The following is a 10053-nucleotide window of genomic DNA, read 5'->3' as shown; positions in this document are numbered from 1 at the left end:
GCACCGCCCAGGCGTGCTTCCTGCAGCCGGGCCAGCTCTTGCGCGATCCAGCGCCGGCGCTCGTCGCCCTCGGGCAGGAAGCGCCAGCCGCCGTCCTCGCGGTATTGCTGGGCCAGTGAAGCCGACAGCTCGTCGAGGCGGTCCAGTTCGATGGCCACCGCATAGTCGCTGAAGCTGGCCAGTACGTTTTGGCGCAGCAGGACCACGCCGCTCGCCGCCACCGCCAGGATGGCCAGCAGGACCGATGCGAACAGGCGGAAGCCGATGGAGATTTTCACGTTGTCGAGTGTCAAGAAGCCTTGCTCATTGTAGTACAGACGCACTACGCCAATATGTTTCTGATAACCGTCATGCTAATAACTCGGTGTATGCATAAATTTTGAACGCTTGTTCGCTTTATATTCCGACAGAGGAGACGGGTAGGGCAGTGGGGCATCGTCCTACAGGAACACCGTCCGTTTCTGGTGTTCAGGTCCTGACGGGATGACTACGATGGGTGTCCCGTTTCAGCCAAAGCGGCTGATCTGTTCACTAATGATAGGAGGCAATCATGGCATCGAACAACCAAGGCGGCAACAACAAGCAGGGCGGCAACCGAGGCAACAACCAGAGCGGTGATACCAGCAACCGCGGCTTCGCTTCGATGGATCCGCAGCGCCAGCGTGAAATCGCCAGCGAAGGCGGCCGGGCGGCCCATGCATCGGGCAATGCCCACGAATTCAATTCGGAAGAAGCGCGCCGCGCCGGCTCGATGAGCCACAAGAACGACGGCAACAACCAGAGCGGCGGCCGGGGTAGCCAGCAGAGCGGTAACCAGGGAAACCAGGGGAATCAGGGGAACCAGGGGAACCAGGGGAACCAGGACAGCCGGGGCAACAACCAGTACACCGACCAGGGCGGGCGCGGCAGCCAGCAGAGTGGTAACCAGGGCAACCAGGGTAACCAAGCCAACCAGGGCGGCAGGGGTGTGCAGGGCGGCACGCCCGAGCAGCACGCCGAGGCTGGCCGGCAGAGCCACAAGAACGACGGCAAGCGTTAAGCGTCGGATGGATTGACCGGTAGCGTCGAAGCCGGTTGAGCGCGTCGGCAGCAAGCTGCCAACCCTGCGGTAGGGTCGGCAGCTTCGCTGCCGATGCGTCCATCAATACACGTCGCGCCGGTAACGCCCTTGTTCCACCAGCTTGTCGACCGCATCCTTGCCGAGCACGTCGACCAGGGCCTCATGCACGCCCCCCGCCATGCCCTGCAGACTGCCGCATACATAGATCGCCGCGTTGTCGGCCACCCAGGCGCGCAGCACGTCGGCCTGTTCGCGCAGCAGGTGCTGCACGTAGCGCGGGCTTGCCCCGTCGCGCGAGAAGGCCAGGTCCAGGCGCGTCAGCTTGCCCCTGGCCAGCCATCCTTCCAGTTCTTCGCGACACAGGAAGTCGTGCGCCGCATTGCGCTCGCCGAACAGCAACCAGTTGTCGCGCACCCCCGCATCGATGCGCTCCCTGAGCAGGGCGCGCAGGCCCGCCAGTCCGCTGCCGTTGCCGATCGCGATCAAGGGCCGCTGCGCATTCGGTCCCAGGCGGAAGCGTTCGTGCGCGCGCATGCGCAGCCGCACGATGTCCCTGGGCGTGGCCTGTTCGCACAGCCAGCCCGAGGCCGCGCCAGGCGAACCGTCCTCGCGCCGCTGCAGCCGCACCATCAGTTCGAGCCGGCCGTCCCGCGGCAGCGAAGCCACCGAATATTCGCGCGGGTGCTCGGGGTCGGCCGGTGCGCTGACCTGGGCCAGGTCGCCCGCCTGCCATGCGGGCAGTTCGCCTTCCAGCGGCGCCAGGGCCACCCGGTACAGGGGCGCGCCTGCGCTGCCCGGATTCATCAGCTCGCGCGCGGCGATGCGCCATTCGCCATAGCCCGGCGCTTCCCAGTCCGGCGCGTCGCTGGTGCCGGCCAGGCGGCTGAGCTGGTGCTGCCACTCGGCCAGCGCGCTCGCTGAGCCGCGGTCGACGTCGATGCGCGCGAACAAGGGGGTGGCGCCGTGCGCCGCCAGCCAGCCGTCCAGCTGGCGGCCGAAGCCGCAGTAATTCGTGTAGGTGCTGTCGCCCAGGGCCAGCACCGCATAGTGCAGGTGCGACAGGTCGGGCGTGCCGCCCATCGATTCGCCCGCGAAGCGCGCGGCGCTGTCGGGCGCGTCGCCCTCGCCATAGGTGCTGGCGATGAACAGGATGCGTTCGGCCTTGCCCAAGGTATGCTTGTCGAGTGCCGAGACGCAGGCCGCGCGCGCATTCAGGCCGCCCGTCACCAGGGTCTCGGCGGTGCGCCGGGCCAGGTATTCGGCGCTGCCGGTCTGGCTCGCGTACACCACCAGCCAGTCGGCCGGTGCGGCGGCGACGCTGGTGCGGACCGCGCGGGCGCGCCAGATGGCCAGGCACATGGCGAAGTAGCATACGGACAGCGCGAGCGCGCCGCCCCAGCGCACGGGATCGATCGTCATCATTGGAGCAGGTCGCGCCAGGCGGCGCTGGTGGTGTCGAACAGGGCGCCGGGGCGGCGCACCAGGAAGCGGGCGGCGATGCCGCGCGCGTCGGCGAAGGCCAGGCCTTCTTCAAGCCCCATCACGGTCAGCGCCGTGGACAAGGCGTCGGCCGCCATGCAGCTGTCCGCCACGACCGTCACCGAGGCGAGATCGTTGGCCACCGGATGGCCGCTGCGCGGGTCGAGCGTGTGCGAAGCGCGGCGCTGGCCGTGCTGGAACCAGCGCCGGTAGTCGCCCGAGGTGGCGACCGCCAGGCCGTGCAGGGCCAGCACTGGCTGTTCGGACAGGGCGCCGCCATCGGGCACGCCCTCGATCTCGACCCACCAGGGTTCGCCGTCGGCCTTCATGCCGGCGCCGCGCAGCTCGCCACCGACTTCGGCCACGTAGTGGCGCACGCCGTGCGCGTCGAGGCACAGGGCCAGGCGGTCCACACCATAGCCCTTGGCCACGGACGAGAAGTCGAGCACGGCGCCGCCCGGCTGCAGAAGGCGCCGCGCTTCACGGTCGAGGATGGGGCGGCTGCTCGCTCGCCGCGCCAGCACGGCCTCGATGGCGCCGGCAGCGGGCGCATAGAAGCCGGCCTGGTCGTAGCGTCCGGTCGGGCCGAAGCCCCACAGGTTGACCAGCGCGCCGCCGGCCGGGTCATAGGCCCAGCCGGTTTCCTCGGCCACGCGCAGCGCGTAGTCGGCCACCTCGAAGAACCGGGACGGCAGCGGATGCCAGCTGCCGCCTGGGGCACGGTTGTAGCGCGCCAGCAGGGAATCGGCTTCCCAGTGGCTCATCTGGGCCACGATCTCATCCAGCTCGCCCTGCAGGGCATGCGCCAGCGCGGCGCCGTCGACGCCCTCGGGCAGCATCAGGCGCACCGACCAGTCGGTGCCCATCGACGTGCCGGCGGCGCGGCGCAATACGCTGCCCGGGGGCGGCGGCGCCGGGTCGATGGCGAGCGGGACGAGTACTGCTCGCATGCTTATTGAGGCAGCACTTCCAGCGTGGCCGAGTAGCTGTAGCGGCGGTTTTCGCCGGCGGCCTCCGACGGGCCCTTCGGCTGCTCGACCGGGAACTTGGCGGTCAGCCAGTACATGTTGGGGGCCGGCAGGGTGAAGCTGGCTTCGCCGTTGGCGTCGGTGGTGAAGCGGACTTCACCCAGGGTGCCGCGATACTTGACGCCGCCCGGCACCATGCTGAACGGGAAGTTCGCCAGCGGCTTGCCGTTCAGCTGGAAGCGGAAGCGCGCGTTATCGCCTGCGTGCAGCTCGTTCGGGTGGGTAACCGGCACCAGCTCCAGGCCCTGGCCGCTCGGCTTGAGCGCGCCGGCCGAGGTCTTGTTGGCCGAGACGAAGGTTTCCAGGCGGGTGGCGGTGATGGTGGTCTTCACCTCCTGCGCGCCTTGTGGGACGTCCTTGGAGAGGTTGGCCTCGGTGGTGCGGAAGCGCTTGACTTCGCCGTTCAGCTTGTAGCTGCCCATGACGTTGTTGCTGACCAGGGCCAGGCGGTAGGTGCCGTCCTTCGGCAGCTGCAGGTCGAGCGTGCTGCGCAGCTTGCCGAGCACCGCGCCTTGCGCCGCGCTGGTGGCGCCGTCCGGGTCGGTGACAGCCAGGCCGTCCAGGCGCAGCGGTACGTGGTCGAAGTCGAACAGGCCTTCCGAGATCGCGCCGTCGATGGCGACCCAGGCTTCCTTCTTCTCGACCAGGGTGGCGCTGGGCAGGATCCAGCCGCGGTGGGCGCTGGCGGACAGGGACAGGCCGGACAGCAGCAGGGCCAGGACGGTGTGCTTCAGGATACGGGTGTGCATGGGTGCTCCCTTTTTATTGGTTGTGCTTACTGGATCTGCACCGAGACGGCGCCGAGTTCTTCCTTGCCCGCGGCGTTCGCCGCCAGCTTGCCCTTGGCCGGCCAGGCGAAGGGCACCTTGACCAGTTCGCGGCCGCCCGCTTCGCGCGCCGCTTCGATGACCAGCTTGTAGTCGCCGGCCGGCAGCTTGTCGAGGCCATTGACGGCCGGACCGAAGGACAGGGTGTGGGTGCCCGCCGCGCGGGTGGCGCCGCTGACGCCGTCGATCGGCAGCTTGGCGTCGCGGCCGGCCTTGCGCCACCAGGTGCGCAGGTCCTTGACCCACTTCTCGCCGGCGTTGTCCTTCTTCTTCACGTCGTACAGCAAGGAAAGGTTGGAAGCGACAGTCTGGTCGGCCCGCTCGATCCACACCGCCACGTAAGGTTTGTGGTACTCGGCCACGTTCAGCTGCGGCAGTTCGAACTTCACGGACAAGTCGGCGGCCATGGCCCAGCCGGAGGCGAGCGGCAGGCTGAGTGCGAGCGTGTGGGACAGTTTCATCGGATAGCCTTCTATGAATGGTGGATAGTTGTAGTGAACGAATCAATGGACGAACAAGAGCGCGATCACGGCGGGCAGCACCATGCCGAAGCCGATCACCGGCCAGGTCGAAGGCCGGTTGGCCGCGTGGAATTTCAAGATCAGGAAACCGGTAATGCAGAACACCAGGCAGGCGATCGCGAAGATGTCGATGAACCAGCTCCACACCGCGCCCGTGTTGCGGCCCTTGTGCATGTCGTTGAGCCAGCTGATCCAGCCGCGGTCGGTCCGTTCGTATTCGGCGCTGCCGTCGGCGGCAATGCGCAGCCAGGCGTCGCCGCCCGGACGGGGCAGGGCGACATAGGCGTCTTCCTCGCTCCACTCGGCGCGCTTGCCGCGCACGTCGACCGGGAAGGCGCCATTGGCCCAGTCCGCCAGTTCGGCGGGAAGCGGGACTTCGGCATCGGCGTGTTCCGCCGCGTAGGCTTCGAGCTGGGCGCGCAGCGGCTCGGGGAGGGCGGCCTTCAGGCGGGTGACCTGCGGCTTGGCCTCGATCTGGGCCGCATGGTTCAGGGTGAAACCGGTGAAGCTAAATAGCAACATCGCCATCAGGCAAATTGCGGAACTGATCCAATGCCATTGATGTAATTGTTTTAACCAAACAGCGCGGCGTGCGCCGGGCAGGGCGGAAGGCGGTGGCGAGGCTTGCGGGGAAGGTCCGGTCGGGTGCATGCCGCAAATGATAACGATTATCATTTACCTGGTCAACAAGGCAATATCGATTTCTCTTCTTTCATAAATAATTTCTCTGGGTGCGGCCAGCCTTGCGTGAGCTGATGCGTTACAATGTCGCGGGCCACGCTGGCTGCCGATAGGCGGTTTGGGTACGCAAAAGCGTACACGTTGGCGGCCTGTATTACCGTCCTTCCCCCACAACTTGATGTAGTAAGTGCGATCCGCTAACCGGTCAGGCCGTGTCGCGGAAGGTTAGACTAACCCGCCCCATACTCGCGAAGCGCGAAGAAAGGTGAGCAACAAATGATGCAGCAATATAACGCGAACTCGTACCTGTTCGGCGGTAATGCGCCGTACGTGGAAGAGTTGTACGAGGCCTACCTGAACAACCCGGGTTCGGTGCCGGAAAACTGGCGCGCCTATTTCGACCAGATGCAGCACGTGCCTGCGGTCGACGGCTCCACCCGCCCCGACGTGGTTCACTCGTCGGTCGTCGCCTCGTTCGCGGAGCGCGCCAAGCAGGGCCCGATCCGTACCGTGACCGCCACGCCCGACGCCGAGATGGGCCGCAAGCGCGTCGCCGTCACCCAGTTGATCGCCGCCTACCGCTACCTCGGTTCGCGCTGGGCCAACCTGGACCCGCTGCAGCGCCAGGAACGTCCGCCCCTGCCGGAACTCGATCCGAGCTTCTACGGCTTCACCGACGCGGACCAGGACACCGTCTTCAACATCAGCAACACCTACTTTGGCCAGGAAACCGCCTCGCTGCGCGATATCCTGAACATGCTGCGCGACACCTACTGCCGTTCGATCGGCGCTGAGTTCATGTACATCAGCGACCCGGCGGAGAAGCGCTGGCTGCAGGAGCGCCTGGAGTCGATCCGCTCGACCCCGACCTTCAGCGCCGAAAAGAAAAAGCATATCCTCGAGCGACTGACCGCGGCCGAAGGCCTGGAACGCTACCTCCACACCAAGTACGTCGGCGCCAAGCGCTTCTCGCTGGAAGGCGGCGAATCCTTCATCGCCTCGATGGACGAACTGATCCAGCGCGCCGGTGAAAAAGGCGTGCAGGAAATCGTCATCGGCATGGCCCACCGCGGCCGCCTGAACGTGCTGGTCAACACCCTGGGCAAGAGCCCGGCCGACCTGTTCGAAGAATTCGAAGGCAAGCACGCCGACGACCTGCCGGCGGGCGACGTCAAATACCACCAGGGCTTCTCGAGCGATATCTCGACCCCGGGCGGCCCGGTCCACCTGTCGCTGGCTTTCAATCCATCGCACCTGGAAATCGTCAACCCGGTCGTCGAGGGTTCGGTCAAGGCGCGCATGGAACGCCGCGGTGACCGCAAGGGCAAGGAAGTGCTGCCGATCCTGGTGCACGGCGACGCCGCATTCGCCGGCCAGGGCGTGGTCATGGAAACCCTGAACCTGGCCCAGACCCGCGGCTACGGCACGGGCGGCACGGTCCACATCGTCATCAACAACCAGATCGGCTTCACCACCTCCGACCCGCGCGACGCGCGCTCGACCCTGTACTGCTCGGACGTCGTCAAGATGATCGAAGCGCCGGTCCTGCACGTGAACGCCGACGATCCGGAAGCCGTTGTCCTGGCGACCCAGATCGCCCTCGACTACCGCGTCGAATTCGGCAAGGACGTCGTGGTCGACATCATCTGCTACCGCAAGCTGGGCCACAACGAGCAGGACACCCCGGCCCTGACCCAGCCGCTGATGTACAAGAAGATCGCCAAGCATCCGGGCACCCGCAAGCTGTACGCGGAAAAACTGGCCGCGCAGGGCACCACCGGCGCCGACGAAGGCGACAAGCTGGTCTCGGCCTACCGCGACGCGATGGACGCCGGCAAGCACACCGTGGACCCGGTGCTGACCAACTTCAAGAACAAGTACGCCGTCGACTGGGCGCCGTTCCTGAACAAGAAGTGGACCGACGCCGCCGATACCGCCGTGCCGCTGACCGAGCTGAAGCGCCTGGCGCAACGCATCACCACCGTGCCGGAGAACTTCAAGCCGCACTCGCTGGTTGAAAAAGTGCTGGCCGACCGCGCCAACATGGGCAAGGGCGAGATGAACCTCGACTGGGGCATGGGTGAACACCTGGCCTACGCCTCGCTGCTGTCGTCGGGCTACGCCGTCCGCCTGTCGGGCCAGGACGCCGGCCGCGGCACCTTCGTGCACCGCCACGCCGTGCTGCACGACCAGAACCGCGAGCGCTGGGACCAGGGCATCTACCTGCCGCTGGCCAACGTCTCGGACAACCAGGCGCACTTCACCGTGATCGACTCGGTGCTGTCGGAAGAAGCGGTGCTCGGCTTCGAGTACGGCTACTCGACCGCCGAACCGAACACCCTGACCATCTGGGAAGCCCAGTTCGGCGACTTCGTCAACGGCGCCCAGGTCGTCATCGACCAGTTCATCGCCTCGGGCGAAGTGAAATGGGGCCGCGCATCCGGCCTGACCATGATGCTCCCGCACGGCTACGAAGGCCAGGGCCCGGAACACTCGTCGGCCCGTATCGAGCGCTTCCTGCAGCTGTGCGCCGACAACAACATGCAAGTGGTGCAGCCGACCACGGCCGCCCAGATCTTCCACCTGCTGCGCCGCCAGATGGTGCGCCAGTTCCGCAAGCCGCTGGTGATCTTCACGCCGAAGTCGCTGCTGCGTAACAAGGATGCGGGTTCGCCGCTGACCGACCTGGCCAAGGGCGGTTTCCAGACGGTGATCGGCGAAGTGGACGAGAAGATCGAAGCGTCGAAGGTCAAGCGCGTGATCGTTTGCTCGGGCAAGGTGTACTACGACCTGGTCAACACCCGCAAGGCGCGCAATGCCGGCGACGTGGCCATCGTCCGTATCGAGCAGATGTATCCGTTCCCGCACAAGTCGTTCGCCGCCGAACTGAAGAAGTTCAGCAACGCGACCGAAGTGGTGTGGGCGCAGGACGAGCCGCAGAACCAGGGTCCGTGGTTCCAGATCCAGCACAACATCTTCGAAAGCATGGAAGAGGGCCAGCGCCTGGCGTATGCCGGCCGCGCAGCCTCGGCGTCCCCGGCGGTCGGCTATGCCGACAAGCACGTGGCGCAGCAGAAGGAATTGCTGGAAACCGCGTTCGCGAAGTTGAAGGGCTTTATCCTGACCAAGTAATCACCACTGCCCCGGGTTCGCGCCCGGGGTCTTTGCACAGAATACATAACGGAGTTAAAACAACATGGCACAAATCGAAGTCAAGGTCCCCCAACTGTCGGAATCGGTTGCTGAAGCGACCCTCCTGTCCTGGCACAAGAAAGTCGGCGAATCCGTGTCGCGCGACGAGAACATGATCGACATCGAGACCGACAAGGTGGTCCTGGAACTGCCGGCCCCGAGCGCGGGCGTGATCACCCAGCTGATCAAGGCCGACGGCGCCACCGTCGTGTCGGGCGAAGTCATCGCGATCATCGACACCGAAGCCTCGGCACAGGTGAGCCCGCTGCAAGTGAGCGCCGTCCCGTCGGCAGCCCCGAATGCGCCGATCCAGCAGCCGGTCGCTGCCCCCGCAGCCGACCAGTCGAAGGCGGGCGTGGCCATGCCCGCCGCCGCCAAGATCCTGGCTGACAACAACATGAGCGCCGCCGGCATCGACGGCTCGGGCCGCGACGGCCGCGTGACCAAGGGCGACGCCCTGGCCGCTGTCGCCGGCAAGCCGGCCGCCGCCGCTGCACCGGCCCCGGCTGCGAAACCGGCCCTGGCGCAAGTCGCCGCACCAGCCCCGGCCAACCTGGGCGACCGTCCGGAAGAGCGCGTGCCGATGAGCCGCCTGCGCGCCCGTATCGCCGAGCGCCTGCTGCAATCGCAACAGACCAACGCCATCCTGACCACCTTCAACGAAGTGAACATGGCGCCGGTCATGGAACTGCGTAACAAGTACAAGGACAAGTTCGAGAAGGAACACGGCGTCAAGCTGGGCTTCATGTCCTTCTTCGTCAAGGCCGCCGTGGCGGCCCTGAAGAAGTACCCGATCCTGAACGCCTCGGTCGACGGCAACGACATCATCTACCACGGCTACTTCGACATCGGTATCGCTGTCGGTTCGCCGCGTGGCCTGGTGGTGCCGATCCTGCGCAACGCCGACCAGCTGTCGATCGCCGAGATCGAGAAGAAGATCGGTGAATTCGGCCAGAAAGCCAAGGACGGCAAGCTGACCCTGGACGACCTGAACGGCGGTACCTTCTCGATCTCGAACGGCGGCGTGTTCGGTTCGATGCTGTCGACCCCGATCATCAACCCGCCGCAGTCGGCGATCCTGGGCGTGCACGCGACCAAGGACCGCGCCGTGGTCGAGAACGGCCAGATCGTGGTGCGTCCGATGAACTACCTGGCGATGTCCTACGACCACCGCATCATCGACGGCCGCGAAGCCGTGCTGGGCCTGGTGGCCATGAAGGACGCGCTGGAAGATCCGGCCCGCCTGCTGCTGGACCTGTAATCGG

8 protein-coding genes and 1 pseudogene are annotated in these 10053 nt (G+C 66.2%); 3 read left to right on the top strand and 6 right to left on the bottom strand.

All coding sequences use genetic code 11. The features are described 5' to 3' along the window. Positions 1-278: pseudogene (locus V7778_RS22915) on the bottom strand (hypothetical protein); the annotation flags it as partial. 272 nt (positions 279-550) lie between these two features. Here V7778_RS22915 and V7778_RS22910 point away from each other — a divergent pair. Then, positions 551-1039, top strand: coding sequence for a KGG domain-containing protein (locus tag V7778_RS22910; protein WP_335559575.1), 489 nt, complete (start codon positions 551-553; stop codon positions 1037-1039). A 102-nt stretch (positions 1040-1141) separates the two neighbouring features. Here V7778_RS22910 and V7778_RS22905 read toward each other — a convergent pair whose 3' ends face one another. Genes V7778_RS22905 through V7778_RS22885 form a run of 5 tightly spaced genes read right to left on the bottom strand, consistent with a single transcriptional unit; the run spans position 1142 to position 5566 of the window. Further along, the gene (locus tag V7778_RS22905) at positions 1142-2482 is read right to left on the bottom strand and encodes a sulfite reductase subunit alpha (RefSeq protein ID WP_335559573.1); all 1341 of its coding nucleotides are present in this window, start codon (positions 2480-2482) and stop codon (positions 1142-1144) included. Then, the gene (locus tag V7778_RS22900) at positions 2479-3489 is read right to left on the bottom strand and encodes an FAD:protein FMN transferase (RefSeq protein WP_335559571.1); all 1011 of its coding nucleotides are present in this window, start codon (positions 3487-3489) and stop codon (positions 2479-2481) included. The genes V7778_RS22905 and V7778_RS22900 overlap by 4 nt, the downstream gene beginning before the upstream one ends. A 2-nt stretch (positions 3490-3491) precedes the next feature. Further along, positions 3492-4316 (bottom strand): DUF4198 domain-containing protein, encoded by an 825-nt coding sequence (locus tag V7778_RS22895; protein WP_335559569.1) that lies wholly within the window; start codon positions 4314-4316, stop codon positions 3492-3494. Positions 4317-4342: 26 nt separating this feature from the next. After that, entirely contained in the window at positions 4343-4855 is a 513-nt protein-coding gene (locus V7778_RS22890; RefSeq protein ID WP_335559567.1) for a DUF2271 domain-containing protein, read from the bottom strand. A 42-nt stretch (positions 4856-4897) separates the two neighbouring features. After that, a complete protein-coding gene (locus tag V7778_RS22885; RefSeq protein WP_335559566.1) occupies positions 4898-5566 on the bottom strand; it encodes a PepSY-associated TM helix domain-containing protein in 669 nt (222 codons plus the stop codon). Between the two features lie 306 nt (positions 5567-5872). Between V7778_RS22885 and V7778_RS22880 the strand changes: the two genes are divergently transcribed. Further along, entirely contained in the window at positions 5873-8728 is a 2856-nt protein-coding gene (locus V7778_RS22880; protein WP_335559564.1) for a 2-oxoglutarate dehydrogenase E1 component, read from the top strand. 64 nt (positions 8729-8792) lie between these two features. After that, the gene (odhB, locus tag V7778_RS22875) at positions 8793-10049 is read left to right on the top strand and encodes a 2-oxoglutarate dehydrogenase complex dihydrolipoyllysine-residue succinyltransferase (protein ID WP_335559562.1); all 1257 of its coding nucleotides are present in this window, start codon (positions 8793-8795) and stop codon (positions 10047-10049) included. Positions 10050-10053: the final 4 nt, after the last annotated feature.

This window comes from Massilia sp. DD77 (assembly GCF_036961685.1).
Taxonomy (GTDB): Bacteria; Pseudomonadota; Gammaproteobacteria; order Burkholderiales; family Burkholderiaceae_D; genus Telluria.
This window is presented reverse-complemented; position numbering and strand designations above follow the sequence as displayed.

What these genes read in the sequence shown, in the direction of transcription:
- V7778_RS22890 (WP_335559567.1), bottom strand. Translation starts at nt 4,855, where the DNA reads ATGAAACTGTCCCACACGCTCGCACTCAGCCTGCCGCTCGCCTCCGGC.
- V7778_RS22885 (WP_335559566.1), bottom strand. Translation starts at nt 5,566, where the DNA reads ATGCACCCGACCGGACCTTCCCCGCAAGCCTCGCCACCGCCTTCCGCC.
- V7778_RS22880 (WP_335559564.1), top strand. Translation starts at nt 5,873, where the DNA reads ATGATGCAGCAATATAACGCGAACTCGTACCTGTTCGGCGGTAATGCG.
- V7778_RS22895 (WP_335559569.1), bottom strand. Translation starts at nt 4,316, where the DNA reads ATGCACACCCGTATCCTGAAGCACACCGTCCTGGCCCTGCTGCTGTCC.
- V7778_RS22905 (WP_335559573.1), bottom strand. Translation starts at nt 2,482, where the DNA reads ATGATGACGATCGATCCCGTGCGCTGGGGCGGCGCGCTCGCGCTGTCC.
- V7778_RS22910 (WP_335559575.1), top strand. Translation starts at nt 551, where the DNA reads ATGGCATCGAACAACCAAGGCGGCAACAACAAGCAGGGCGGCAACCGA.
- odhB (WP_335559562.1), top strand. Translation starts at nt 8,793, where the DNA reads ATGGCACAAATCGAAGTCAAGGTCCCCCAACTGTCGGAATCGGTTGCT.
- V7778_RS22900 (WP_335559571.1), bottom strand. Translation starts at nt 3,489, where the DNA reads ATGCGAGCAGTACTCGTCCCGCTCGCCATCGACCCGGCGCCGCCGCCC.